Source organism: Stenotrophomonas sp. CFBP8980, assembly GCF_034046095.1.
GTDB classification, from domain to species: domain Bacteria; phylum Pseudomonadota; class Gammaproteobacteria; order Xanthomonadales; family Xanthomonadaceae; genus Stenotrophomonas; species Stenotrophomonas lacuserhaii.
In genome coordinates this window covers 480,595-503,654 of record NZ_JAXCXF010000001.1, presented here as the reverse complement: position 1 = coordinate 503,654, position 23,060 = coordinate 480,595, and the positions used below count along the sequence as shown (strand labels likewise).

General features: G+C 66.2%; 25 protein-coding genes and 2 tRNA genes. 13 read left to right on the top strand and 14 right to left on the bottom strand.

Translation table 11 applies throughout. From position 1 onward, the window contains the following. Positions 1-121: 121 nt before the first annotated feature. From yccS to SOM47_RS02405, 5 genes are all read left to right on the top strand, one after another. Entirely contained in the window at positions 122-2,320 is a 2,199-nt protein-coding gene (gene yccS, locus SOM47_RS02425) for a YccS family putative transporter (RefSeq protein WP_320504648.1), read from the top strand. Between the two features lie 592 nt (positions 2,321-2,912). Then, on the top strand, positions 2,913-4,799 hold the full coding sequence (locus tag SOM47_RS02420) for an MFS transporter (protein WP_320504647.1): 1,887 nt from the start codon (positions 2,913-2,915) through the stop codon (positions 4,797-4,799). Positions 4,800-4,952: 153 nt separating this feature from the next. Next, on the top strand, positions 4,953-5,243 hold the full coding sequence (locus SOM47_RS02415) for a CD225/dispanin family protein (protein WP_042614298.1): 291 nt from the start codon (positions 4,953-4,955) through the stop codon (positions 5,241-5,243). Positions 5,244-5,276: 33 nt separating this feature from the next. Continuing rightward, complete coding sequence (locus SOM47_RS02410; protein WP_042614297.1) at positions 5,277-5,555, top strand: CD225/dispanin family protein; 279 nt, start codon at positions 5,277-5,279, stop codon at positions 5,553-5,555. A 46-nt stretch (positions 5,556-5,601) separates the two neighbouring features. Next, a complete protein-coding gene (locus tag SOM47_RS02405) occupies positions 5,602-6,027 on the top strand; it encodes a DUF2752 domain-containing protein (RefSeq protein ID WP_042614296.1) in 426 nt (141 codons plus the stop codon). Positions 6,028-6,075: 48 nt separating this feature from the next. Here SOM47_RS02405 and ampE read toward each other — a convergent pair whose 3' ends face one another. The 5 genes from ampE to SOM47_RS02380 all read right to left on the bottom strand — a co-directional run bounded on the left by ampE (position 6,076) and on the right by SOM47_RS02380 (position 9,584). Then, positions 6,076-6,963, bottom strand: a complete 888-nt coding sequence (gene ampE, locus SOM47_RS02400) for a regulatory signaling modulator protein AmpE (RefSeq protein ID WP_042614295.1) — start codon at positions 6,961-6,963, stop codon at positions 6,076-6,078. Next, the gene (gene nudC / locus SOM47_RS02395) at positions 6,963-7,874 is read right to left on the bottom strand and encodes an NAD(+) diphosphatase (protein ID WP_042614294.1); all 912 of its coding nucleotides are present in this window, start codon (positions 7,872-7,874) and stop codon (positions 6,963-6,965) included. The genes ampE and nudC overlap by 1 nt, the downstream gene beginning before the upstream one ends. 70 nt (positions 7,875-7,944) lie before the next feature. Then, positions 7,945-8,334 (bottom strand): iron-sulfur cluster insertion protein ErpA, encoded by a 390-nt coding sequence (gene erpA, locus SOM47_RS02390; protein ID WP_042614293.1) that lies wholly within the window; start codon positions 8,332-8,334, stop codon positions 7,945-7,947. 31 nt (positions 8,335-8,365) lie between these two features. Further along, on the bottom strand, positions 8,366-8,836 hold the full coding sequence (locus SOM47_RS02385; RefSeq protein WP_320504646.1) for a bactofilin family protein: 471 nt from the start codon (positions 8,834-8,836) through the stop codon (positions 8,366-8,368). Positions 8,837-8,840: 4 nt separating this feature from the next. Next, on the bottom strand, positions 8,841-9,584 hold the full coding sequence (locus tag SOM47_RS02380; protein WP_320504645.1) for a DUF6776 family protein: 744 nt from the start codon (positions 9,582-9,584) through the stop codon (positions 8,841-8,843). A gap of 220 nt (positions 9,585-9,804) precedes the next feature. On the opposite strand from SOM47_RS02380, the gene SOM47_RS02375 reads away from it, so the two are divergent. From SOM47_RS02375 to SOM47_RS02365, 3 genes are read left to right on the top strand one after another with little or no spacing between them, the layout of a single operon-like run. Next, positions 9,805-10,419: a DUF4126 domain-containing protein gene (locus SOM47_RS02375; protein WP_042614305.1), complete on the top strand. Its 615-nt coding sequence runs from the start codon at positions 9,805-9,807 to the stop codon at positions 10,417-10,419. Next, positions 10,409-12,313: an EAL domain-containing protein gene (locus SOM47_RS02370; RefSeq protein WP_197974454.1), complete on the top strand. Its 1,905-nt coding sequence runs from the start codon at positions 10,409-10,411 to the stop codon at positions 12,311-12,313. The genes SOM47_RS02375 and SOM47_RS02370 overlap by 11 nt, the downstream gene beginning before the upstream one ends. A gap of 58 nt (positions 12,314-12,371) precedes the next feature. Further along, on the top strand, positions 12,372-14,558 hold the full coding sequence (locus SOM47_RS02365; protein ID WP_320505048.1) for an ATP-binding protein: 2,187 nt from the start codon (positions 12,372-12,374) through the stop codon (positions 14,556-14,558). 45 nt (positions 14,559-14,603) lie between these two features. On the opposite strand, the gene bfr is transcribed toward SOM47_RS02365, so the two are convergent. The 3 genes from bfr to SOM47_RS02350 form a co-directional block, all read right to left on the bottom strand. Further along, positions 14,604-15,074 carry a bacterioferritin gene (gene bfr, locus SOM47_RS02360; RefSeq protein ID WP_042614289.1) on the bottom strand — a complete coding sequence of 157 codons (471 nt, stop codon included), beginning with the start codon at positions 15,072-15,074 and terminating at the stop codon, positions 14,604-14,606. Between the two features lie 102 nt (positions 15,075-15,176). Next, positions 15,177-15,386: a (2Fe-2S)-binding protein gene (locus SOM47_RS02355; protein WP_042614303.1), complete on the bottom strand. Its 210-nt coding sequence runs from the start codon at positions 15,384-15,386 to the stop codon at positions 15,177-15,179. Between the two features lie 116 nt (positions 15,387-15,502). Next, positions 15,503-16,117, bottom strand: coding sequence for an RNA pyrophosphohydrolase (locus tag SOM47_RS02350; protein ID WP_042614288.1), 615 nt, complete (start codon positions 16,115-16,117; stop codon positions 15,503-15,505). A 120-nt stretch (positions 16,118-16,237) separates the two neighbouring features. Between SOM47_RS02350 and SOM47_RS02345 the strand changes: the two genes are divergently transcribed. Both SOM47_RS02345 and SOM47_RS02340 read left to right on the top strand, forming a co-directional pair. Then, positions 16,238-16,314, top strand: a tRNA-Met gene (locus SOM47_RS02345). A gap of 51 nt (positions 16,315-16,365) precedes the next feature. Further along, a tRNA-Gln gene (locus SOM47_RS02340) sits at positions 16,366-16,440 on the top strand. Positions 16,441-16,773: 333 nt separating this feature from the next. On the opposite strand, the gene rpsI is transcribed toward SOM47_RS02340, so the two are convergent. Together rpsI and rplM are read right to left on the bottom strand one after the other, a co-directional pair. After that, complete coding sequence (gene rpsI, locus SOM47_RS02335) at positions 16,774-17,166, bottom strand: 30S ribosomal protein S9 (protein ID WP_042614287.1); 393 nt, start codon at positions 17,164-17,166, stop codon at positions 16,774-16,776. Between the two features lie 2 nt (positions 17,167-17,168). Further along, a complete protein-coding gene (gene rplM / locus SOM47_RS02330; protein WP_042614286.1) occupies positions 17,169-17,597 on the bottom strand; it encodes a 50S ribosomal protein L13 in 429 nt (142 codons plus the stop codon). 196 nt (positions 17,598-17,793) lie between these two features. Here rplM and coq7 point away from each other — a divergent pair, with 196 nt between their 5' ends. After that, positions 17,794-18,438: a 2-polyprenyl-3-methyl-6-methoxy-1,4-benzoquinone monooxygenase gene (gene coq7, locus SOM47_RS02325; protein WP_042614285.1), complete on the top strand. Its 645-nt coding sequence runs from the start codon at positions 17,794-17,796 to the stop codon at positions 18,436-18,438. Between the two features lie 33 nt (positions 18,439-18,471). Here the strand turns inward: coq7 and sugE are convergent, their stop codons facing one another. Together sugE and speD are read right to left on the bottom strand one after the other, a co-directional pair. After that, positions 18,472-18,792, bottom strand: coding sequence for a quaternary ammonium compound efflux SMR transporter SugE (sugE, locus tag SOM47_RS02320; protein WP_042614284.1), 321 nt, complete (start codon positions 18,790-18,792; stop codon positions 18,472-18,474). Between the two features lie 163 nt (positions 18,793-18,955). After that, positions 18,956-19,750 (bottom strand): adenosylmethionine decarboxylase, encoded by a 795-nt coding sequence (gene speD / locus SOM47_RS02315; RefSeq protein ID WP_042614283.1) that lies wholly within the window; start codon positions 19,748-19,750, stop codon positions 18,956-18,958. A 149-nt stretch (positions 19,751-19,899) separates the two neighbouring features. On the opposite strand from speD, the gene crp reads away from it, so the two are divergent. Both crp and SOM47_RS02305 read left to right on the top strand, forming a co-directional pair. Further along, the gene (gene crp / locus SOM47_RS02310; RefSeq protein ID WP_042614302.1) at positions 19,900-20,589 is read left to right on the top strand and encodes a cAMP-activated global transcriptional regulator CRP; all 690 of its coding nucleotides are present in this window, start codon (positions 19,900-19,902) and stop codon (positions 20,587-20,589) included. Between the two features lie 127 nt (positions 20,590-20,716). Continuing rightward, positions 20,717-21,478: a sulfite exporter TauE/SafE family protein gene (locus SOM47_RS02305; protein ID WP_042614282.1), complete on the top strand. Its 762-nt coding sequence runs from the start codon at positions 20,717-20,719 to the stop codon at positions 21,476-21,478. A 53-nt stretch (positions 21,479-21,531) separates the two neighbouring features. On the opposite strand, the gene SOM47_RS02300 is transcribed toward SOM47_RS02305, so the two are convergent. Both SOM47_RS02300 and trpC read right to left on the bottom strand, forming a co-directional pair. Next, a complete protein-coding gene (locus SOM47_RS02300; protein ID WP_320504644.1) occupies positions 21,532-22,248 on the bottom strand; it encodes a haloacid dehalogenase-like hydrolase in 717 nt (238 codons plus the stop codon). Next, positions 22,245-23,039 (bottom strand): indole-3-glycerol phosphate synthase TrpC, encoded by a 795-nt coding sequence (gene trpC, locus SOM47_RS02295; protein WP_320504643.1) that lies wholly within the window; start codon positions 23,037-23,039, stop codon positions 22,245-22,247. The genes SOM47_RS02300 and trpC overlap by 4 nt, the downstream gene beginning before the upstream one ends. Positions 23,040-23,060 lie beyond the last annotated feature (21 nt).

Below are 23,060 nucleotides of genomic sequence, written 5' to 3'. Positions count from 1 at the left end.
AGGTGGTGGCGTCTCCGCTTGGAACGCGGCACTGACGCATCGACCGGATCATCGAGCCCCTCCGTCCCCTTTTTCACACAGGTGCCGCAATAATGGGGACTGATGCTGTGAACGAGCCCGCATGTCTGCCCGCGAATCCCGTCTTAGCCGCCTGTGGGCGCACGAGAAGGCCAGTTATGGCCTGCGTGTTTTCATTGCCCTGAGTACGGCGATGGCCGTGTGCTGGCACTTCGACGCGCTTCCCGCACTGCCCGGCGTGTTCCTCGGCATCATCGCCAGCGCCATCGCCGAAACCGATGACAACGCCTGGGGTCGTACCAAGGCCGTAGTGCTTTCACTGCTGTGCTTCTGCATCGCCGCCGCTGCGGTGGTGTGGCTGTTCCCGCTGCCGTGGGTGTTCATCAGCGCGCTGGCGTTGTCCACCTTCTGCCTGACCCTGCTTGGCGGACTGGGTGAGCGCTACGCCTCCATTGCCCAGGCCACCGTGACCCTGGCCATCTACACCATGATCGGGCTGGAACAGCATGGCGCCGGTGACTGGCGTACGGCGCTGGACGCGGTCAGCCACCTGCTGGCAGGCGCGACCTGGTACGGCCTGCTGTCGATCCTGTGGACCGCGTTGTTCGCCAACCGCCCGGTGCGCGAACGGGTGGCCCGGCTGTATGTCGAACTGGGCCGCTACCTGCAGTTGAAGGCCACCCTGTTCGAACCGGTGCGCGAGGCCGACCTGCAACGCAGGCAGCTGGCGCTGGCCGAACAGAACCGCCGCGTGGTCGAGGCGCTGAACATCGCCAAGACCGCCATCCTGGCCCGCTTCGGCCGCTCTGGACGGCCGGCGGTGAACTCCGGGTTGTACCTGCGCCTGTATTACACCGCGCAGGATTTCCACGAGCGCGCCAGCTCCTCGCACTATCCGTACGGGACACTGGTGGATGCGTTCTTCCACAGCGACGTGCTGTACCGTTGCCAGCGCCTGCTGGACCTGCAGGGCCAGGCGTGCGCCCGCCTGGGCGAGGCGATCCGCGTGCGTCGCCCCTTCGCATACGGCGACAGCAACCAGCAGGCGGCACGCGATCTGGTCGATTCGCTGGCCTTCCTGCGCGCGCAGGATCGTCCGCAGTGGCGCCGCCTGCTGGCCTCGCTGGACCTGCTGGTGCACAACCTGCAGAGCATCGGCCGCCGCCTGCTGGACGCCGAGAATTCGGACGCCACGCTGGACAACGTCGACACCCGGCTGCGCGACAACAATCCGCACACGCTGCGCGAGATGGCCACGCGCCTGCGGCAGCAGCTGACCCCGGGCTCGGTGCTGTTCCGCCATGGCCTGCGCATGGCCATCGCACTGGTCGTGGGCTTCGCCGCGATCTCGCTGTTCAATTTCCAGAACGGTTCGTGGGTCCTGCTGACCATCGTGTTCGTGTGCCGACCGAACTTCGGCGCTACCCGGCAACGGCTTGCGCAGCGGATCGCCGGCACGCTGGGGGGGCTGGTGCTGACCTGGGCGTTGCTGCAGCTGTTCCAGGACCTGCACAGCCAGTTGCTGATCGCGCTGCTGTCTGCGCTGCTGTTCTTCTTTACCCGTACCGACCGCTACCTGGTGGCCTCCGGCGCGATCACGGTGATGGCGCTGACCTGCTTCAACCTGATCGGCGATGGCTTCCTGCTGATCGTGCCGCGCATGGTGGACACCGTGCTCGGCTGTGCGATCGCCGCCGCTGCGGCCTTCCTGATCCTGCCGGACTGGCAGGGACGCCAGCTCAACAAGGTGCTGGCGCGCGTACTGGACAGTGCCGCGCGCTACCTGGAAGCGGTGCTGGGCCAGTACCGCAGCGGCATGCGCGATGACCTTGCCTACCGCATCGCCCGGCGTGACATGCACAACGCGGACGCAGCACTGTCCACGGCGTTGTCGAACATGCTGCGCGAGCCGGGCCATGTCCGCCGCAACCTCGATGCGAGCTTCCGCTTCCTGGCGTTGTCCAACACGCTGCTGGGCCATCTGTCCGCACTGGGCGCGCATCGCGACCAGGTCGACAGCTTCGCCCAGGATCCGCTGGCGTTGTCCGCCGGCGAACGCGTGCAGCAGTCACTGAAGCAGCTGGCCACCGCGTTGGCCGAACGCCAGCCGATCGTAGAGGATGACGGCGAGGGTGACCGCGGCATTGCAGCGCAACTGGAGCAGTTTGAGGATGCGATGCCCCCGAAGCTGCAGTTGATCCGCACGCAGGTGGCGCTGGCATTGCGGTTGCTGCCGAAGCTGCGCAGGGCGGCCGATGAGGCGGTGCAGGGGCCGGTGCGGGAGCGGACTGCGAACGGGTGAGCCCCCCTCGCGGGTGGCGTTTGCAGCTGCAGCTGGGGGGGCCGGGCGGTGGGGCTGGTCGGGGGACGGCAACGACCGCATCCATGCGGGCCTCGTTTCGCGCCATCCATGGCGCGGGTCCACGCCATCGCATTCGCGCTGTCGCTCCCACGCTTTGCTGCGCAAACCGCCTGCCCCGTCTCACCAGCACCCACACCCCGCCGCTCCGCGGCCGCCCCTGACTCAGGGGCTCCCTCCACCAGACACGGCACGGCGCTCTGGTAGCGCCGACCCATGGTCGGCGGAATCCATCAGACCCCATTCCCCCACCATCCGCCGACCATGGGTCGGCGCTACCAAGGGGCCACCATGGACCTGTCGAAGGCGGGGCGGGGTGGGTTGGCGGGAACGCTCATCCGCATGGATGCGGATGGCGAGCCTCCATGGACGGATTCACGGCGATTCCCGCAAACCCACCCCGCCCCGCCAACAAACAGCCCTGCAGCTTCTGACGTTGACGTTGAACTTGACGTTGACCTTGCCTGAAGCCTGCCGCAGGCAAACACCCTCACACGCGCGAATGCTAGGCTTCGCCGGTCCGAAGGGAGTTTCCATGTCAGGCCACAGCCAGTTCGCCCTGCTCCGCCAGCGCCGCTTCCTGCCGTTCTTCATCGTGCAGTCGCTCGGCGCGTTCAATGACAACGTGTACCGCCAGGCCATCATCGGCCTGCTGTTCTACCTCGGTGTCTCCGACGAAGAACGCACGCTGTATACCAACCTGGCGCCGGCCATCTTCATCCTTCCGTATTTCCTGTTCTCCGCACTGGCCGGGCAGATCGCCGACAAGCTGGAGAAATCGCGGCTGATCGTGATCACCACCACCATGGAGATCGTGATCATGACGCTGGCCGCGGCCGGCTTCCTCACCCAGAACATGACGCTGCTGCTGATCGCGCTGTTCTGCACCGGACTGCAATCCACCCTGTTCGGCCCGGTGAAGTACTCGGTGCTGCCTTCGGTGCTCAAGCCGGAAGAGCTGACCGGCGGCAACGGGCTGGTGGAGATGGGCACCTCGATGTCCATCCTGACCGGCATGATCGTCGGTGGCCTGATCTTCACCCTGGCCGGCAGCCAGGGACCCACCGTCGCGGCCACCGCGGTGATCGCGCTGGCCGTGCTCGGCAATGTCTGCGCGCGGATGATCCCCAAGGTCGACGCCGGCGCGCCGGACCTGAAGATCAACTGGAATCCCCTGCCCGAATCGCTGGCCGTGCTGCGCATGGCGAAGAAACAGAAGGCGGTGCGCAACGCGATTCTCGGCGTCTCCTGGTTTTGGTTCGTCGGCACCATCCTGACGTCGCAGCTGCCGACCTATGCCATCACCAACCTGGGCGGCGAGCCCACGCTGTACATCTTCGCGCTGGCCCTGTTTTCGATCGGCACCGGCGTGGGTTCGCTGCTGTGCGAAAAGCTGTCCGGCCGCACGGTGGAAATCGGCCTGGTGCCGCTGGGTGCCTTCGGCATGACCGCCTTCCTGCTCGACCTGTACTTCGCCCGCGCCGGTGAAGCCACCGCGCAGGGGTTGTCCGTGACGGCCTTCGTGCAGCAGGCCGGCAGCCTGCGCATCATCCTCGACCTGCTCGGCATCGGCCTGTTCACCGGCTTCTTCGTGGTACCCCTGTTCGCCTTGATACAGAGCCGCACGCCGAAGTCGGAGATGTCGCGCGTGTTCGCCGCATTGAACATCCAGAACTCCGGCTTCATCGTGGCCGCCGCAGGGATCGGTCTGGCTGCGCATGCAGCCGGGGTGACCATCCCGCAGCTGTTCCTGGGCCTGGCCATCGCCAACGCGCTCGTGGCGATCTACATCTTCACCATCGTGCCCGAGTTCCTGATGCGCTTCCTCAGCTGGCTGATGGTGCGCATGCTGTACCGCCTGCGCCCGCACGGCATCGAGGCCAACGTGCCCGATGAAGGCGCAGCGCTGATCGTCTGCAACCACGTCAGTTACCTGGACGCGCTGATCCTGTCGGCCAGCATCCCGCGTCCGGTGCGCTTCGTCATGTACTACCGCATCTTCAACATCCCGGTGATGAGCTGGATCTTCCGCACCGCCAAGACCATCCCGATCGCCGGTGCCAAGGAGGACCGTGCGTTGATGCTGCGCGCCTTCGATGAGATCGACGCGGCGCTGGCCGAGGGCGAGCTGGTATGCATCTTCCCGGAGGGCGCGCTGACCCGCGACGGGCAGATGGGCGCCTTCAAGAGCGGCGTGGAAAAGATCCTGGAACGGCGCCCGGTACCGGTGGTGCCGATGGCCCTGCGCGGCATGTGGAGCAGCATGTGGAGCCGGCGCGACAGCCGCCTCGGCCGCATGCGCGTGCCGCGCCGTTTCCGCGCCACCATCGACGTGGTGGCCGCGCCGCCGGTGGAGGGCAGCACCGCTACCGCCGAGTTGCTGGAAGCACGGGTGCGCACCTTGCGCGGCGAGCACGCCTGAGCTGACGAGTCCGTTTGGCGAGCCTGTAAGCGTTTCCAGCATTCGTGCCGAAACCGCATACAGATGACGCATGTTGCTGTAGATTACCCAGCCACAGGGGGGCGCACCGGCACGCCACGCAATCGCCGGCCACCAAGGAATGGAGTCTCGTACTTGAATCACCCACCGCCAATCGGCACCTCGTCGGTCTACATCCCCAACCATCTGGTCTGGGCGATCCTGTCGACGTTGTTCTGCTGCCTGCCGCTGGGTGTGGTGTCGATCGTCTATGCCGCCCAGGTTGATGGCCGCCGCGCTGCCGGTGACCTGGTGGGTGCGCACGAGGCATCGCGCAAGGCGGGGTGGTGGGCAGTGGCTTCGGCTGCTGCGCTGCCGGTCCTGTTGCTGTTGTGGTTCGGGCTGTTCGGCGGCATTGCCGCGCTGGGCGCGCTCTCCGGTAACTGAGTCACCACCATCCACCCGCAAGGAGCTTATGCAATGAATGCCACCACCCCGCAGATCCCGAACCACCTCGTGTGGGCCATCCTGAGCACGCTGTTCTGCTGCCTGCCGCTGGGCATCGTGTCGATCGTCTTCGCCGCGCAGGTCAACGGCAAGGTCGCTGCCGGCGATATCGCCGGCGCCCGCGAGGCCTCGGACAAAGCCAAGAAGTTCGCCATGTGGGCGGCAATCGCCGGCGTCGTGGTCATCGTGCTGTACGCGATCTTCGTCGTTGCCCTGGGTGGCATGGGCGCGCTGAGCAACAGCGGCTACTGAGTTGCCTGACGGGACCCGGCATCGCGCCGGGTCCCGTTTTTCCGCCATGCCCGTGCCCACCCTCCCGCCTTCGCTGCAACGCTGGTTGCCCTTGGCAACCGTGGCCACGCTCGCCGTGGGCGCCACGCTGGTCCTGCACAACGTCGATCCCTACGCCGCGGGCAATCCGCTGCCCTCCTGCCCGTTGTATGCGCTGACCGGGCTCTATTGCCCTGGCTGCGGCAGTACGCGCTGCCTTTATTCCCTCGTGCATTTCGACCTGCCCGGCGCGATGGCGATGAACCCGTTGCTGGTGCTCAGCCTTCCGTTGCTGCTGCTGATGCTGCTCAATGGCGCCGGCGTCCGTCCGCGCCTGTTCGACCCGCTGATGCGCGTATTGGCCAAGCCGATGTTCTGGTTGATCGTGCTGGTGGGCTATGCAGTGCTGCGCAACCTGCCGTGGGCGCCGTTCACCGGGTTGGCACCGGGCTGATTCCCCCGGTGGGTGACGACCGTTGGTCGTCACGCCTTTGCCGCCGCGCTACGTCACCCAGCCGGCAATCACCAGCAGCGCCAGCACCGCCAGCCACAGCAGCAGCATGCGCCAGACCAGGCTCATCGCATCGCGCAGTTCCGGCAGGCGCTGCCATACCGGCAGCAGGCCGGCTTCGGTGTAGTCGTGTGCTTCTTCGCGCAGTTCGGCATTCACGCTGGCCCGCGCCACCGCACCGAGGAAGCCGATGTCATGCCGCCAGCGTTCGCCATGGGCCTGCCGCCATGCCTTCCATGCGGCATCGAAATTGCCCACCAGCGCCATCGACAACGCCATCAACTGGGCCACTGGCCATTCCAGCCACCCCAGTACCCGCTGCGAAGCGAGCAGCGTTTCCGGCGCCACCCGCGCGCGCATCGGACTGATCGACATCAGGGCCAGCAGGCGGTAACCCAGCGCACCGGCCGGCCCCAGCAGCAGGAACCAGAACAGCACCGCGAACCAGCGCCGCAGCGCGTTGTAGACGGTGGCATCGACCAGCGAAGGCAGGTCATCACGCAGGCTGCCACCGGCCGCCTGCAGGGTGTGCAGGGCAGCGTGGCGCAGCGCCGGTTCGTCGGCGTCGATGACCGCTTCGACATCGCGGTCCAGGTCACGCGGACCCCAGCACCACGCCAGCACGGCAATGCCCAGCAACAGCGATGGCAGGCCGAACAGCGTGCCGCGCAGCAACCACGCCAGCAGCCCGAGCAGCAGCACCGGCGGCAGCACCGCCAGGACGACCCCGAGCGGACCGCGCCCGGACGGGCCGGCGTGCAGGTCCAGCCATCCCAGCCAGCGTCGGAAGCCATCGAATCGGCGCAGCGTTGCGGCAGCCGCTGGCGCAACATGGCCAAGGGCCAGGGCGACCAGCACGGCGACCAGCGTGGTGAACATCAGGCGCTCCCAGGCTGCTGCCGGTACCAGTGTTCGATCAGGCTGCGGGAGATGGAGATCGGCGGCGACAGGCGGATGCCTTCGCCGTCGTCGTGCACGTCGCGCGCGATCGCCGCGCCCACTTCTTCGGCGGTGAACCAGCGCGCGTCTTCCAGCTCACCGTCCACTTCCGGTTCGCCATCGTCGGCCTGGGCGCTGAAACCGACCATCAGGGCACCGGGGAACGGCCACGGCTGGGTGCCGAGGTACTGGCAGGCGCGGACGCGTACCTTGCTCTCCTCGAACACTTCGCGCACCACGGTCTGCTCGAGCATTTCGCCAGGTTCGACAAAGCCGGCCAGCACCGAATAACGCCGCGGGGCCCAGCTGGCCTGGCGGCCCAGCAGCAGGCGCCCGCGGTTTTCCACCGCCACGATCACCGCCGGATCCACGCGCGGGTAATGTTCCACCGCGCACTGCTGGCAGCGGCCGACGAAGCCGCCGCGTTCGAAGCGCACATCGCCGCCGCACACCCCGCAGAAACGGTTGCGCGAATGCCAGTACGACATTCCACGTGCGTAGCTGAAGGCGCTGGCATCGGCCACCGACCAGGACAGCGCGGCCTGGCGCAGGTCCATGCGCCCGGGCGCGGCCACGTCAAGCACGGAGGCTTCGACGGAGAACCACGCCTGATCGCCGCGCAGGCCGAGGAACACCGCGGTGCCGGGACCTCCACCGATATCGGCGCCGGTCAACGGCAATGGCTGGTCATCGGCGCCGGTGAACGCGGTGCCGTCGCGGTCCAGCACCAGCAGGCGGGCATCCGGCCACAGACGCGCAAGGGCATCGGCGTCGGCACGCAGGGCATCGGCGCGCTCGAGCGGCTCACCAACGAAGGAAAAACCGGACAGCGGCGAAAGAGGGGTAGACATGCGGCAAGCCTGCCCGGATGGACGGTTGCTGGCAAGCCTCGGCAGCACGCGAAGTGCTGCCGGAAGCCGTTTACATGCTGAAACTGCTACCGCAGCCGCAGGTCGTCTTGGCGTTCGGATTGCGGATCACGAACTGCGCACCGGTCAGGCTCTCGGTGTAATCCACCTCAGCGCCCATCAGATACTGCAGGCTCAACGGATCCACCAGCAGGGTGACCCCGCTGGTCTGCACGGCCAGATCGTCCTCGGCGCGGTTCTCGTCGAATTCGAAGCCGTACTGGAAGCCGGAACAGCCACCGCCCTCGATGTAGACGCGCAGCGCCAGTTCGGCATTGCCTTCATCCTGGATCAGCTCGCGCACCTTCGCCGCAGCGGACTCGGTGAAGTTCAACGGGCGGTCAAGGGACTGGTAGCCCGGCGCCGCTTCGGCGGTACCGGGTAGTGAAATCAGCGTGCTCATGCGGTCAGCATGGGGCCGCTCGCGCCGGCTTTCAAGCCATGGCCTCGGCCAGCTTGCGGCGCGCGGCGGTATCGCCCTTGCCGGTGCCCGCCTCGTCGGCAGCGCCCTTCGGCGGCGGAAGCGCGGCCATCGGAGCGCTGGCGTGGATCAACCGCCCATTCAGCTGCGCGCCGGCGGCCATTTCGACCACCTGGTAATGAACATTGCCGTTCACCCGCGCGCTAGGGGTCAGTTCAACCCGCTCGCTGGCGTGCACGTCGCCGTCCATGCGGCCACTGATGACCACCACCTGGGCGCGGATCTCGCCTTCCACCACGCCATTGTCGGCCAGGGTGATGTTGGCGTTGCTTGCACCTTCCTGGGCAATGACCTTGCCGTGGATGCGGCCTTCGACGTACAGGCCACCGCTGAATTCGACGTCGCCGCGGATCACCACCTGGCTGCCGATCAATGCATCGACCACCAGCTGTCCGTCACGGCTGGACTTGCTGCTTCCAAACATCTGCCTACTCCCCGTTCGCGGCCGGTGCCCCGGCCTGTTTCCAGTCAAATACCTGCGTGGAACCCCCCGTCCCACTTCCCAGTGTCACCTTAACCCGCTGCGGGGTGAAGTCCGCCGGCAGGATCACGCTGCCGCCCAGCTGCTGGAAGTACCGGAAAGAATACTCCTGCCCCGGCACGTTGCTGCGCTGGTGCAGCTCATCCCAGCTGACCGTGGCCAGCCGGCCGTTCTTCACCCCTTCCACGGTGAAGCGCATCTGCCCTTGGCTGATGGCGCCGCGGTTGAGGTTCTGGGTCAGCACCACGCTGTACTGCCAGGTACCCGCCGTTTCAGGGCGGAACTCAATGGAATGGGTGTTGAGGCCCTTGCGCTGGCTGGTGGCGCCGACCAGCCGTTCATAGAACGCGACATCGGCACGCAGACCGGCGATCTCCTCATCACGCTCGGCCAGCGAGGCCTGCACCTCGTTGTTGGCTGCCCGGCTGATGCGGTCGGAGGCTTCCAGCGTGGCCTGCTTCTGGCGCAGTTCGACCAGCTGCTGCTGCAGGCTTTCGGCGCGCTGCTGCGCGCCTTCCAGGGTATCGCCTACTTCACCGCCCGGACGACCCAGCCAGAAGCCGAGCAGGCCGGCCAGCAGCAGCGCGACGAGGGCGCCGGCAGCCAGCACCCAGAGACGGCGACGGTCATGCGGCCCGGCGGCCTGGCCGGGCATGCGGATCTGGACGCGCGAAGGCGGACGGTTGTTCATGGCAGGTCTCCGGAGCATCGGTCAGTGCGATGCAGGCTCGGCCTCGGCGGATCAGTCAGGCCATTGTAATTCAGGACGCAGGTGACACCGGCGGCTGTCCAGGAGCGCAGCTGTGGCGTTCAGCCTCTCCATCGCCGATAGTGCAGCCTTCGAACGTGCCGTTCGTGCTGGCCGGCTACCCGCGGCAGGCATGTCCACCTCGCTGACCGGAGCCTTCGCCATGACCGACGCCCACCTGTTCGTGATCGGCATCCTGCTGGCCTGGCTGGCCGGCATCCGTGTCTACCTCACCGTGTTCGGCGTGGGTCTGGCCGGGCTGCTGGGCTGGGTCGACCTGCCACCGGCCCTGCAGGCCACCGAATCGTGGTGGGTGCTGGGCACCTCGGCGGTGCTGGCCGTCGCCGAATTCTTCGCCGACAAGATCCCCGGCGTGGATTCGGCATGGGACCTGCTGCAGACCCTGGCCCGCGTGCCGGCCGGCGCGTTCCTCGCCGCCGCTACCTTGTCGCCTGACGGGGACCTCGGCACCGGCACGCTGCTGGCCGGTGCGGGCGTCGCGCTGGCCAGCCACGGACTGAAATCCGGCACCCGCGCACTGCTCAATACCTCGCCCGAACCGGCCAGCAACTGGGTTGCCTCGGCGGCCGAAGATACCGTGGTGGTCGGCGGCCTTGCGTTGGCACTGGCCCATCCTTGGCTTGCGCTGGGCGTGGTGCTGGCCTGCAGCCTGGCCGGCGCGTTGACTGTCTGGCTGGTATGGCGCGCGCTCTGGAGAGGAATGCGCTGGCTGGCCGGTAACGATCGCGACGCGCCCCGCACCGGGCCTGCCGCATAATCCCCCTACTCCCCCTGCCGGCGACTCCGTGAACGATACCCACCCGCCACGCAACGCGCGTGCAGAAACCCCGCCCGCCGATCATTGGCAGCGTTGGGCCAGCGTGCCTTCGCAGGCGCCGTCCAGCGCTGCGACGACGGCTGCGGCAGACGACAATGTCATCGCGCTGCCCGGTGCGACCCCACCGCCGCTGCACACCGCCGCGGATGCACAGGACGATCTACCAACCGGCTTCCTCCCCAGCGACGCGCCGTATCGCATCCTGGTGGTGGAAGACGACCGGGCGCAGGCCCTGTTCGCACAGAGCGTGCTGCATGGCGCCGGCATGGAAGCGATCGTGGTGGGCGATGCGGAGAGCGTGCAGCCGGCCCTGAAGGAGCATGCGCCGGACCTGATCCTGATGGACCTGCACCTGCCCGGCCTGGATGGCATGCGGCTCACTGCGATGATCCGCCAGTTGCCCGGCCTGCAGATGCTGCCGATCGTCTTCCTCAGCGGTGATCCCGATCCGGAACGCCAGTTCGAAGTCCTCGACAGCGGCGCCGATGATTACCTGAGCAAGCCGATCCGCCCGCGCCACCTGATCGCGGCGGTCTCCAACCGCATCCGTCGCGCACGTGCGCAGGCGGCAGCGCAGACCGGTGACCGCGGCGGTCCGCTGCTCAACAACCCGGAAACCGGGCTGCCGACCCGCCACCACCTGCTGCAGCAGCTGTCTGCCGCGCTCGGCCACCGCGACCGCGGCGGTCTGTTCTTCATTGAAATCGCCAGCGCGCTGGGCCTGCGCGAGCGCTATGGCTATGCCGCCTTCGAGCGCCTGATGGTGCAGGCTGGGCAACGGTTGGCCGAAGCCGCGCAGCCGCACCTGCTGGCGCGCCTGAACGACAACAGTTTCCTTGCCCTGGCACGCGGCGTCGACGAAGAGCAGCTGGACGCCACCGCGCAGTCGCTGCGCGAACAGTTGTCCAGCCGTGCCTTCGTGATCCGCGACGATGAATCGGTGCACCTGCGCGGGGTGATCGGTTTCGCGGCGCTGTCGCCGGGCTTCCCGGACGTCGGCAGCGCGCTGGAGGCGATCGAGCGCACCACGCTGCAGGCACGCCTGCTGACCGCCGGTGTAGCCGGGTTCGTGCCGCACGAAGAAACCAGCAGCGATGAACACCTGGCGATGCTGGACGGCCAGCTGGAACTGGCTTACCAGCCGATCGTCGCCGTGGCCGGTGGCGGCAACGCGCAGTACCAGGTCCTGCTGCGGCTGCGCCAAGCCGATGGCAGCGTGCTGACCGCCGGCCAGGTCATACCTGCCGCCGAGGCGGCTGGCCGCATCGCCGACCTCGACCAGCAGGTGATCGACCATGCGCTGGGCCTGCTCGACCATTACCGCCATGCCACTCCGCCACTGCATCTGTTCGTATCGCAGTCGCTGCGCACGCTGGCGCGCGATGCGTTCGCCGACTGGCTGATCGAATCGCTGCAGCAGCGGCAATTGGACGGCAGTGCACTGGTGGTCGACGTGCGCCTGCCCGATGCGCTGATCCACACCGTCACCCTGCAGCAGTTCTGCACGCGGGTCAGTGCCTTGGGCGTGCGCTTCTGCCTGAGCCAGTTCGAACCCGGGCCGGAGGCCAATGCCCTGCTGACCCAGCTGCCGCTGTCGTTCGTGCGCATGGCAGGACGTTTCTCCAGCAGCCACGCCAACCCGCAGACGCGCGATGAAATGCGCGCTGCGATCGACGTGGCGCACCGCGCCAACCTGCTCATCATCGGCCAGCAGATCGAAGATCCCCAAGCCGCGGCGGCGATGTGGGTAGGCGGCGTGGATTTCATCCAGGGCAACATGGTGCAGTCGGCCGGCAGCGACCTGGATTTCGATTTCCTCAACGCGGTGCTCTGACCCGGTGACCCACGGACGGGGCCGATGGATCTACCGGGCCGGGCTGGCAGCGGCGGCCATCAGCGTTGGCTGCCTGCTGGCCGTAACCCTGCGCTGGAACGGCCCCTGGCCGTGGCTGGGGCTGGTAGCGGCCTGCGTGGCGCTGCTGCTGTGGCCGCTGGCGGCGCAGCAGCACGGGGCGCACGGGGCAGCCCCGCCCGAAGCCGAGCAGCGCCTGCGCCAGCTGCAGCAGGAACTGGAGCGCCTGCAACGGCTGCACGAGCAGCAGGGACAGCTGGAGCAGCAGTTGCTGCTGGCCAAGCAGGCGGCCGAAGCAGCGGTGCTGGCCAAGGGTGAGTTCCTGGCCACGATGAGCCATGAAATCCGCACGCCGCTCAACGGCATCATCCCGGTGCTCGACCTGATCGGGCGCGGCAGCCTGGAGCCGGAGCAGCGGCAGATGCTGGGCACCGCGGTCACCAGCTCGCAGCAGTTGCTGCGCATCGTCGATGACATCCTCGATCACTCGCGGTTGGAAGCCAATGCACTGGTGTTGGAGACCACCACCTTCAACCTGCGCGAACTGCTGGAAGGCGTGGTGCAGCTGATGCAGCGTGCGGCAGAGGCCAAGGGCCTGCGCATCGTGCTGGAGCTGGACCCTGCCGTGCGCTTGTCGGTTCGCGGCGATCCGGTGCGGCTGCGCCAGGTACTCGGCAACCTGCTGGCCAACGCGATCAAGTTCACCGCCCGCGGCCAGGTCACGCTGAAGGTGCGCCGGCTGGGCGAGACCGCGTTCCGGCACGAACTGCGTCTGGAGGTCGTCGACACCGGCATCGGCATCGACCAGGAACAGCAGTCGCGCCTGTTCCAGTCCTTCAGCCAGGCCGACGCGTCCACCACGCGCATGTACGGTGGCACCGGCCTGGGGCTGGCGATCTGCCGCCGCATCATCGAGCTGATGCAGGGCCAGATCGGCGTGCATTCGGCGCCCGGCCAAGGCGCCACGTTCTGGTTCGAGATCCCGCTGTTGAAGGCGCTGGGAGACACCCGCAGCGGGCACGGCCCGGAACTGGGCAACCTGCTGCTGCTCAGCGACGACCCCTTGCTGCAGCAGCGCGTGCAGCGCGTCGGCGCGCAGCATGGCCTGCAGGTGCAGGCCGTGCAGACGCTGGCGCTGGCACTGGAGGCCGTCCGCGCGACGACCCGTGCACTGGCCTGGCTGGTGGTCGATGGACGCCTGCTGCGCAACGGCGATGCGTCCGTGCAGCGGGCGCTCGCAGAACGCGGTACGGAAGCACCCCAGGTGCTGTGGCTGCACCTGGGCAACGCACCCGCACGCAACGGCCAGCACTGGGTGGACGAACTGCAGGCCGACGCGGCACTGCACGCGGTGCTGGTGCCGGCTGCCACGCGCTCAGCGCGGCCTGCGGCGCTGCTTGGCGATGCAACGCTGCCTCCCTCCATTGCCACTACGCCGGACCGCCTGGACCTGCGGGTGCTGCTGGTGGAAGACAACATGGTCAACCTGATGGTGGCCGAGCGCGTGCTGGAAGTGATGGGCTGCACGGTGCGCACCGCGCACGATGGCGAACAGGCGCTGGGTGAACTGCACGCAGGGGGTATCGACGTGGTGCTGATGGACTGCCAGATGCCGGTGCTGGATGGCTACGCCGCCACCCGCCAATGGCGCGCGCAGGAAGCAATATCCACCCGCCCCCGGATGCCGATCATCGCCATGACCGCCAATGCCATGGCCGGTGACCGTGAGCGCTGCCTGCAGGCCGGCATGGATGACTATCTGTCCAAACCGGTTGAACTTTCGGCGTTGCGAAGCATGCTGAAGCGCTGGACCCTGGGCGCGCAGGACATCGGCAGCACCGAAGCGCAGCACCAGTTGGTGGCAGCGGACGAGGATGCGGAAGCTTCGCAGGCCGCACTGGACCCGACCGTGCTGGATGAACTGCACGAGGTGATCGGGGCGAGCACGCAGGCGATCATCGACGCGTTCCTGCATGACACACCGATCGCGGTGCAGCAACTGCAGGCGGCGGCGCAGGAAGACGATCAGGAAAAGCTGCGCGCACTGGCGCACAGCCTGAAGTCATCCAGTGCGAATGTCGGCGCGATGGCCTTGTCCTCTGCTGCGCGGCGCATCGAACTGGAAGCGCGCAACGGCACGCTGCAGATGCCGGTAGTCGCCGCCGCGCGCGTGGTCGCCGAGTTCGCGCGTGCACGCATGGCACTGGCCGGCTGGCAGCGGCGGTAGTGCCGACCGTAGTGCCGACCTTGGTCGGCACCCATCACGGCCCGCTCAGTCTTCCAGCTTGCTGAGCAGGTATTTCGGCTCGCCAAGGCGACCGATCAGTTCCAGCTGGGTTTCCAGCCAGTCAATGTGCTCTTCTTCGGAATCCAGGATCTTGGTGAACAGCTGGCGGCTGACGTAGTCGCCAACCGAATCGGCATGGGCCACCGCTTCGCGCAACACCTCGACCGCCTCGCTTTCCAGCGCCAGATCGCACTGCAGGATTTCCGACGGATTCTCGCCGATGCGCAGCTTGCCCAGCGCCTGGAAGTTCGGCAGCCCTTCAAGGAACAGGATGCGATCAGACAGCATGTCGGCATGCTTCATCTCTTCGATCGATTCCTTGTACTCGTGCTCGGCGAGTTCCTTGATGCCCCAGTTCTTCAGCATCTTGGCGTGCAGGAAGTACTGGTTGATCGCAGTCAGTTCGTTGTACAGCACCTTGTTGAGGTACTGGATGACTTTGGCGTCGCCTTTCATGAGGGGTGCTCCTGCACGCTGAAAACGCAGGCACTGTAGCGGCTTTGCGCCGGCGATGAAGGAACGCGAATCGTGCTCAGTTGCGCGTTGCGGCGCAGGCGCTCAGGCGGCCTGCAGGCCGCCGAGAACCGGCAGCGGCAGGTCGTGGGTGTTGCGTGCCTTGGCCAGCAGGTCGCCGGCCATGTCCAGGCAGGACCCGCAGGTAGCGCCGCAGCCGGTCCGCATCGTCAGTTCGGCCACCGTCATGCAGCCATCCACCGCAGCTTCGCGGATCTGGTGGTCGGTGACTCCGTTGCAGATGCAGACGTACACGAGGGCGGCCGGGGCTGGCAGGCCGATGCTGGCCTGCCGATATTCCACTTCAAACGCGAATGGTTGTCAATTGACAAGCTGAATCATTCTCGATGGAGTTCAGCCTGGGACGATCATCAGGTGGGATCGCCCAGCACCTTCTTGGGCCAGTAACCGCGCTTGGTCGGACGCTTGCGCGGCCGATCGTGGCCTGCCGCATGCCCCGGCATCCAGGCTTCCTGCGCACCCGTCGGCATCTGCGTCACCCCTGCGCCGGCAACGCCCCGCGCCATCGGTGCGAGGTGGCGCAACGCACGCGCGTACACACCGCGCTTGAACATCACCACGTGCTCGACCGGATACCAGAAATCGACCCAGCGCCAGTTGTCGAACTCGGGCGTCTCGGTCAGGTCCAGCTGCACGTGCGACTCGTCACCGGTCAGGCGCAGCAGGAACCAGACCTGCTTCTGGCCGATGCACACCTGTCGCTCATTGCGGCGGATCGCGCGCGCAGGGAGCTTGTAACGCAGCCAACCGGGGGTAGCACCGAGCACTTCAACGTGTTCGGGCAGCAGGCCGGTCTCTTCCTGCAGTTCACGATACATGGCCTCGACGGGCGTCTCATCGGTGTTCATGCCGCCCTGTGGGAACTGCCAGCCATCCCGGCGCACTCTACGTGCCCAGAACACCTGACCGTCCTGGCGCATCAACACGATGCCGACGTTCGGTCGATAGCCGTCCGGATCGATCACGATGCGGACTCCTAGAAATCTACTGACAGGGACTATCCCATGCCGTCTGTCGGCCCACAAGCAGCACACAAAACTATTGACATGTTTCGTACACATGCCCAGAATAGCCGGCTCACACAAGGCTATGTAGCTCAGCCGGTTAGAGCACAGCACTCATAATGCTGGGGTCGGTGGTTCGAGTCCACCCATAGCCACCATGTCGAGGTTGGTTTTCGACTTGGAAAGTGAGACAATTGCTTCACCTATTTTGCCCCGTCGCCAAGCGGTAAGGCACCTGACTCTGACTCAGGCATTCGGTGGTTCGAATCCATCCGGGGCAGCCAAATACTAAAAAAGGCCTGATCTTTGATCAGGCCTTTTTTAGTATTTGGGCGCGCATTTCACCTTATCCCCGCGCCGTTGGCGCGCCCCCTTGAGCATTTTCGCCGCGCCTGCGGCGCCGCGGAAATGTCCGCGCATTCCACCTTATCCCCGCGCCGTTGGCGCGCCCCCTTGAACAACAAGGGGGCTCTACTCCGGATGGGGTCCCGTAGTGTCGAGCTTGCTCGACACGCAGGGTCAAAACCCAAACAACGCGCAAACAAAAACCCGGCCGAAGCCGGGTTTTTGTTTTCCTCCCAGCAGGGCCCCGAAGGCCCCACGCCAGGCGCGGCAAATCAGCGCTTGGAGAACTGGGTGGCGCGACGTGCCTTGTGCAGGCCGACCTTCTTACGCTCGACTTCACGGGCGTCACGGGTCATGAAGCCAGCCTTGCGCAGCTCGGACTTCAGGGTTTCGTCGTACTCGACCAGCGCGCGGGCGATGCCCAGGCGGATCGCACCGGCCTGGCCGGTGGTGCCGCCGCCAGCGGCGGTGACCAGGATGTCGAAGCTTTCGGTGTTCTTGGTCAGCTCGAGCGGCTGGCGCACGATCATGCGCGCAGTCTCACGACCGAAGAACTCGTCCAGCGGACGACCATTGACGGTGATCTTGCCAGAGCCCTTGCGCAGGAACACGCGGGCAGTGGAGGACTTGCGGCGGCCAGTGCCGTAGTTTTGAGTGATAGCCATGATTAGATATCCAGAACCTGCGGCTGCTGTGCGGCGTGCGGATGCTCAGTGCCTGCGTAGACCTTGAGCTTGCGGTACATCTGGCGACCCAGCGGACCCTTCGGCAGCATGCCCTTCACGGCGATCTCGATCACGCGCTCCGGGTGACGCTCAAGCGCCTGGGCCAGGGATTCGGTCTTCAGGTTGCCGATGTAACCGGTGAAACGGTGATACATCTTGTCCTGCAGCTTCTTGCCGGTGACGACAATCTTTTCTGCATTGATGACGACCAGGTAGTCGCCGGTATCAACGTGCGGGGTGTAGACCGGCTTGTGCTTGCCACGCAGACGGCGGGCCAGCTCGGTGCAGAGACGGCCCAGGGTCTTGCCCTCGGCGTCAACGAGGTACCAGTCGCGCTGGACGGTCTCGTTCTTAGCGGTGAAAGTGCTCATGAAGAACTCTATGTAGGTCGTCGGGCTCATTGCGGCCAGGAGGGCCGGAACTCTGCCACGCGTTGTGAAGGTGAAACGCAAGAGGCGGGATTTTACCCAGCTTCGTCCCGCCGCGCAAGTTCGCCCATGCCCATGGGTTGGCAGGGGCGCGCCGGGCGGCGAGAATCAGGGATCCCCTGACGTCACCGGCCCCACCATGAGCGCGCTCCGCCAGACCACCCCGCTGGATCACCTGCTGACCGAGGCACAGCGTGCGTTGGACACGGTGTTCGGCAATCCGCCGGCAGAACGCCCCTACCCGGCCACCGACGCGGCCGAGCCCGGCATGAGCCCGGGCGAGCGACGGCATGCGGCCGGCCTGATGCGGATCAACCATGTCGGCGAGGTCTGTGCGCAGGGGCTGTACTTCGGCCAGGCGGCTGTCGCCCGGGATCCGGCAACCCGCGCCCACCTGCTGGAGGCGGCGCAGGAAGAAACCGACCACCTGGCCTGGTGCGCGATCCGCCTGGGGGAACTGGACAGCCGCCCCAGCCGGTTCAATCCGGTCTGGTACGCCGGCAGCTATGCGATCGGCACGCTGGCCGGGCTGCGCGGTGACGGCTGGAACCTCGGCTTCGTGGTGGAGACCGAACGCCAGGTGGAAGCCCACCTGGACGAGCACCTTGAGACGCTGCCGCCAGCCGACCTGCGCAGCCGCGAAGTGATCAAGGTGATGAAGGAAGACGAAGCCCGGCATGCCGAGCACGCTGAGCAGGCCGGTGCGCGCCGACTGCCGTTCCCGATTCCCGGCGCGATGGCGCTGGCATCGAAGGTGATGAAGACGATCGCGTACCGGTTGTGAGGCGGCGCCGAGCGTGGCTCCAATAAACCGGGGTCAGGGCGTGGAAACCAGCTTCAGCCCGATCACACCGGCCACGATCAGCGCCACGCAGCCCAGCCGGGCCGGCGAGGCACTGTCGTTGAACAGGAAGATGCCCAGCACCGCAACGCCCAGCGCGCCGATGCCGGTCCAGATGGCGTAGGCGGTACCGACCGGGATGGTTTTCATCGCCTGGCTCATCAGGAACAGGCTGATCAACGCGGCCACCACGGTGGCAACGGTCGGCAACGGCTTGCTGAAACCATCGGAATATTTCATGCCGATGGCGAAGCCGATTTCAAAGATGCCGGCCAGCAGCAGATAGATCCAAGGCATGGGGTGCTCCTCAACTTTCTAAACGAAAACAAAACGGCCCGGTGTCTTCACACCGGGCCGTGGGTCGGTCAACTGCCGTGAAACGCCGATCTGCGCAGATCGCGGTTCCACGGGGCGGGACGTCCCGCCTTCATAAGCACGGCCCCGGAGGACCCTGCCGGTCTCACTCGGACAGGTTGCGCCCGTGGAACAGCTCTTCGATTTCACGGCGCAGCAGCGCCTCGATCTTCATGCGTTCCTTGAAGGACAGGTTCTTGGCCTTCTCTTCGAACAGGTACTGGTCCAGGTCGAAGTCCTTCAGGTGCATCTTCGTGTGGAAGATGTTTTCCTGGTAGACGTTGACGTCGAACATCTCGTAACGCGACTTGATGTTCTTGGCCAGGAAGTTCTGGATCGAGTTGATCTTGTGATCGATGTAGTGCTTCTTGCCCTTCACATCACGGGTGAAGCCACGCACGCGGTAATCCATGATCACGATGTCCGATTCCAGACTCTCGATCAGGTAGTTCAGCGCCTTCAACGGCGAAATCACGCCGCAGGTGGCCACGTCGATGTCGGCGCGGAAGGTGGCGATGCCTTCCTGCGGGTGCGTTTCCGGATAGGTGTGCACGGTGATGTGCGACTTGTCCATGTGCGCGACCACGGCGTCGGAAATCAACTCCTTGCCGGCCTGCTTCTTGTCGATCACCGGCTCTTCGGAGATCAGGATCGTCACCGAGGCACCCTGCGGATCGTAATCCTGGCGCGCGATGTTGAGGATGTTCGCGCCGATGATCTCGGCGACGTCCGTGAGAATCTGAGTCAGCCTGTCGGCGTTGTACTCTTCATCGATGTAGTCGATGTAACGCTGACGCTCCTCTTCGGTGCGGGCGTAACAGACGTCATAGATGTTGAAGCTCAGCGCCTTGGTGAGGTTGTTGAAACCTTGCAACCTCAGGCGAGGCAACGGCTTGACCACGGGCGGCGATCCTGTAAGAGCGGGGAAAGGATCAATTATGAGGCAATTGTTCCCCGAGGGGGGACCTGAACGGGCTGCCGTGAACAGCTAATTGTTTGCTCTTAACATTTGCGCTCCGCTAAGCTGCTCTCCACCCCGTGAATCCGTTCATGCGCAGAGGGAGCGCCACCATCGTGTCAACCGTGCGCCTTGCTACCAGTCCTTTGGCTTTGGACATCGCTACCATCGACCGCTTCCTGGCCCACAGCCACCGGCGTCGCTACCCTGCCCGAACCGATGTGTTCCGCCCCGGTGATCCGGCCGGGACCCTGTACTACGTGATCAGTGGGTCGGTTTCAATAATTGCTGAAGAGGACGAGGAGCGCGAGCTGGTGCTCGGCTACTTCGGCACCGGCGAGTTCGTTGGTGAAATGGGCCTGTTCGTGGAATCGGACCGCCGCGAGGTCATCCTGCGCACCCGGACCGCCTGCGAGCTGGCCGAGATCAGCTACGAACGCCTGCACCAGCTGTTCCTGGGCCCGCTGTCCAACGATGCCCCGCGCCTGCTGTACGCGCTGGGCCAGCAGATATCCAAGCGATTGCTCGATACCAGCCGCAAGGCCAGCCGCCTGGCCTTCCTGGACGTGACCGACCGGATCGTGCGCACCCTGCATGACCTGGCCGAAGAACCGGAGGCCATGACCCACCCGCAGGGCAGCCAGCTGCGGGTATCCCGGCAGGAACTGGCGCGCCTGGTCGGCTGCTCGCGCGAGATGGCCGGCCGGGTGCTGAAGAAGCTGCAGGTGGACGGCCTGCTGCATGCCCGCGGCAAGACCGTGGTGCTGTACGGCACGCGCTGAAGGTCTCCTGACGGGTGACGCCGCCCCTGGTGGGTGACCCTGCCCCTGGTGGGTGACGACCGTTGGCCGTCACTGCGTCACCCCCGCCGTCACCTGCCGGTGCACGGCAGTCCTGCAGGATGATGTGATGGAGCTGAGCAGCGAATTCTGGTGGTTCATCCTGATCGGCCTCGGCGCGCAGCTGGTCGACGGCGCGCTGGGCATGGCGTTCGGGCTGGTGTCGTCTTCGGTGCTGCTCAGCATGGGCCTGCCACCGGCACAGGTCAGCGCCAGCGTCCACACCGCCGAAGTCTTCACCACCGGCGCGTCGGGGGTTTCCCACCTGATGGCCGGCAACGTGGACCGCCGATTGTTCGTGCGCCTGGCCATACCCGGCGCGATCGGCGGGGCAGTCGGCGCATACGGACTCACCCAGCTGCCTGGCGACATCATCCGGCCATTGATTTATCTGTACCTGCTGGTGCTCGCCATCGTCATCCTGTTGCGCGCGGCCGGTCGGCTGATGCCCAAGGGCGACATCAAGCGCGTGCCGCTGTTGGGTGCCGTCGCAGGCTTCCTGGATGCCAGCGGCGGCGGCGGCTGGGGCCCGGTGGCCACCTCCACGCTGTTGGCGCGGGGCGGTGAGGCGCGGACCACCATCGGCACCGTCAATGCAGCCGAGTTCGTAGTGACGCTGACGGTCTCCGCGACCTTCCTGCTGTCGATGGGGCTGCACCACCTGCAGATCGTCGCCGGCCTGCTGATCGGCGGCATGATGGCCGCCCCGTTGGCCGCGGTGCTGGTGAAGCGGGTCAAGGAACGCTGGGTGCTGGTCGCCGTAGGCGTGCTGGTGCTGGCGATCAGCCTGTATCAGATCGGCCATACGGTGTTCGGCCTGCTGGAGCGGTAGCGCCGAAGGCAAGGGCTGACGGCCAGCGGCCGTCACTACCGGATGCAGCGGCCTCAGGCCTTTTCGCCGCCGCGGTCTTCGCAACCCCAGTTGAGGATGCGCGTACCTTCGGGCAACACGCGACGGAAGAAGTCCACGCTGCCACGCTTGGGATTGACCACCACCGGTGCCCTGGCCGCCACCAGCAGCGGCAGGTCGGCGGTGCTGTCGGAGTAGGCCACATCGATGTTGCCGTAGCCGCGCTCGCGCAGCATGCGCATCTTCTCTTCGTTGTGGCAGTGCCGGGTGGCGCCGACGGCACCGAAGCGCGGCCCGACTTCACTGCCGATCACCGGCACGTCCACGTGCGCGACGAAGGCCAGGATCGCCCGCGCCAGCTCCGGCGGCGCGCCGGTGGCCACCACCACGCGGTCGCCCCTGGCACGGTGCGCGGCGAACACCTCCAGCGCCTGCGGCAGCAGTTTCGCGCGCAGTGTCGGTTCGTGCTTCAGCACATAGGCATCGATGACGCGGTTGAACTCGCGTGCGCGGTGCATGCCGAAGGTGGCGATCCAAACGTAGATCGAAATGCCGGCGCGGCGCGTGGGCAGCATCGCCACCAGCGGGCCGGCGACCGGCGTCACCAGCAGCGCAGCCAGCAACCGCAAGGGATTGCGCTTGATCAGGGTGGCAAACAGATGGCTGCCGGAATCGCCGTCATACAGGGTGTGGTCGAAATCGAACACCACCAGCGGCGCATCGTCCTGCGGGGTTGGATAGATCGTGCTCATGCCGCGAAGAATAGCTGACGCAGGCCCTCGCCTGGTTCCTCCACCCGCATGAACGCTTCGCCCACCAGGAACGCGTTGATCCCGGCATCACGCATCAGGCCGACATCCTGCGGACCCAGGATGCCGCTTTCGGTCACCAGCAGGCGATCCTTCGGCACCGCGTTGCGCATGTCCAGCGTGGTCTGCAGCGACACCTCGAAGGTGCGCAGGTTGCGGTTGTTGATGCCGATCATCGGCGCCGGCACCTGCAGCGCGCGCTCAAGTTCATCGATGTCGTGCACTTCCACCAGCACGTCCATGCCCAGGCTGATCGCCAGCTCGGACAGCTCCGCCAACTGGGTGTCTTCCAGCGCGGCGACGATCAACAGGATGCAGTCGGCGCCGAGCACGCGCGCTTCGACCACCTGGTACGGGTCGACCACGAAGTCCTTGCGCAGCACCGGCAGCGTGCAGGCTTCGCGTGCCTGCTGCAGGTAGGCATCGCTGCCCTGGAAGAAGTCCATGTCGGTCAGTACGGACAAGCAGCTGGCCCCGCCGAATTCGTAGCTGACCGCAATATCGGCCGGATGGAAATCCGGACGGATCACGCCCTTGGAGGGACTGGCCTTCTTGACCTCGGCGATGACCGCCGGGTCGCCGTTGGCGATCGCTGCCTGCAATGCACGCACGAACCCGCGCACCGGCGGCGCATCGGCCAGCCGTTCCTGCAGCTGTTCCAGCGGCACGGCGGCGCGGCGCTGGGCCACTTCTTCGGCCTTGCGGGCCAGGATCGTCTGCAGGATGTCGCTCATGGTGTTCACACGAAAAAGGGG

Bases quoted from the DNA above. Each gene is read 5' to 3' on its own strand.
- yccS (WP_320504648.1), top strand. From the start codon at position 122: ATGTCTGCCCGCGAATCCCGTCTTAGCCGCCTGTGGGCGCACGAGAAG.
- SOM47_RS02420 (WP_320504647.1), top strand. From the start codon at position 2,913: ATGTCAGGCCACAGCCAGTTCGCCCTGCTCCGCCAGCGCCGCTTCCTG.
- SOM47_RS02410 (WP_042614297.1), top strand. From the start codon at position 5,277: ATGAATGCCACCACCCCGCAGATCCCGAACCACCTCGTGTGGGCCATC.
- SOM47_RS02405 (WP_042614296.1), top strand. From the start codon at position 5,602: ATGCCCGTGCCCACCCTCCCGCCTTCGCTGCAACGCTGGTTGCCCTTG.
- ampE (WP_042614295.1), bottom strand. From the start codon at position 6,963: ATGTTCACCACGCTGGTCGCCGTGCTGGTCGCCCTGGCCCTTGGCCAT.
- nudC (WP_042614294.1), bottom strand. From the start codon at position 7,874: ATGTCTACCCCTCTTTCGCCGCTGTCCGGTTTTTCCTTCGTTGGTGAG.
- erpA (WP_042614293.1), bottom strand. From the start codon at position 8,334: ATGAGCACGCTGATTTCACTACCCGGTACCGCCGAAGCGGCGCCGGGC.
- SOM47_RS02385 (WP_320504646.1), bottom strand. From the start codon at position 8,836: ATGTTTGGAAGCAGCAAGTCCAGCCGTGACGGACAGCTGGTGGTCGAT.
- SOM47_RS02380 (WP_320504645.1), bottom strand. From the start codon at position 9,584: ATGAACAACCGTCCGCCTTCGCGCGTCCAGATCCGCATGCCCGGCCAG.
- SOM47_RS02375 (WP_042614305.1), top strand. From the start codon at position 9,805: ATGACCGACGCCCACCTGTTCGTGATCGGCATCCTGCTGGCCTGGCTG.
- bfr (WP_042614289.1), bottom strand. From the start codon at position 15,074: ATGAAAGGCGACGCCAAAGTCATCCAGTACCTCAACAAGGTGCTGTAC.
- rpsI (WP_042614287.1), bottom strand. From the start codon at position 17,166: ATGGCTATCACTCAAAACTACGGCACTGGCCGCCGCAAGTCCTCCACT.
- rplM (WP_042614286.1), bottom strand. From the start codon at position 17,597: ATGAGCACTTTCACCGCTAAGAACGAGACCGTCCAGCGCGACTGGTAC.
- coq7 (WP_042614285.1), top strand. From the start codon at position 17,794: ATGAGCGCGCTCCGCCAGACCACCCCGCTGGATCACCTGCTGACCGAG.
- sugE (WP_042614284.1), bottom strand. From the start codon at position 18,792: ATGCCTTGGATCTATCTGCTGCTGGCCGGCATCTTTGAAATCGGCTTC.
- crp (WP_042614302.1), top strand. From the start codon at position 19,900: ATGCGCAGAGGGAGCGCCACCATCGTGTCAACCGTGCGCCTTGCTACC.
- SOM47_RS02305 (WP_042614282.1), top strand. From the start codon at position 20,717: ATGGAGCTGAGCAGCGAATTCTGGTGGTTCATCCTGATCGGCCTCGGC.
- SOM47_RS02300 (WP_320504644.1), bottom strand. From the start codon at position 22,248: ATGAGCACGATCTATCCAACCCCGCAGGACGATGCGCCGCTGGTGGTG.
- trpC (WP_320504643.1), bottom strand. From the start codon at position 23,039: ATGAGCGACATCCTGCAGACGATCCTGGCCCGCAAGGCCGAAGAAGTG.